Below are 715 nucleotides of genomic sequence, written 5' to 3'. Positions count from 1 at the left end.
CCAAGGGAGGTGGAGTTCACGTCGGGGGCAAAGCTGGCCTTTGCCTATGATGCGGGGGGAAACAAACTTACCCAAAAAACATACAACAGCTCCGGTACCCTGACGGAAACCCGGGATTATGTCGGGGAGGCTGTTTATGTAAACGGATCAATTGATTACCTTATCCATGAAGAGGGTCTTGTGGCCTATGAAGACAATACCTACCAATACGAATTCCATGTAAAGGACCACCTGGGCAATGTCCGGCAGGTACTCCGCAACCCGAAAACTAAGGTCTTCACGGCTACGATGGAAATCGAAAACGCACCCGCGGAAGAGGCTACATTCAGCCAACTGGCAGCATCAAGACAGAGCGGTCCGGAGCATAATGTGACCGAAAGCGGAAGCCAAGTTGCCTGGCTGAATGCTGACAGGGGCCGGGTAGCCGGACCAGGGAGAACCCAGTCTATATTTGCGGGGGACAGCGTCACGCTTCGGGTTTACGGAAAATATGCGAATAACAATATCTCCAAGATCAACGCGGGCAGCGTTCTTACCCAGTCAGCGAAGGCCCGGATGGAGGAGGGGTTAAGCGAACTGGCGGGCAGCCTGCAACGCGCCGGTGCGGGCAACCCCATAGCCCTGCTGAACTTGGCCGACATCCTCGCAGTTGACTTCCAGCACAAAAAATCACCCGAGGCGTATCTGATCTATGCATTGTATGACAATGACAGCA

1 pseudogene is annotated in these 715 nt (G+C 53.8%); it reads left to right on the top strand.

Going from position 1 to position 715, the window contains the following annotated elements:
* Positions 1-715: pseudogene (locus tag FQ608_RS27095) on the top strand (hypothetical protein); the annotation flags it as partial.

Source organism: Lunatibacter salilacus (genome assembly GCF_009797935.1).
GTDB lineage: Bacteria > Bacteroidota > Bacteroidia > Cytophagales > Cyclobacteriaceae > Lunatibacter > Lunatibacter salilacus.
This window is presented reverse-complemented; position numbering and strand designations above follow the sequence as displayed.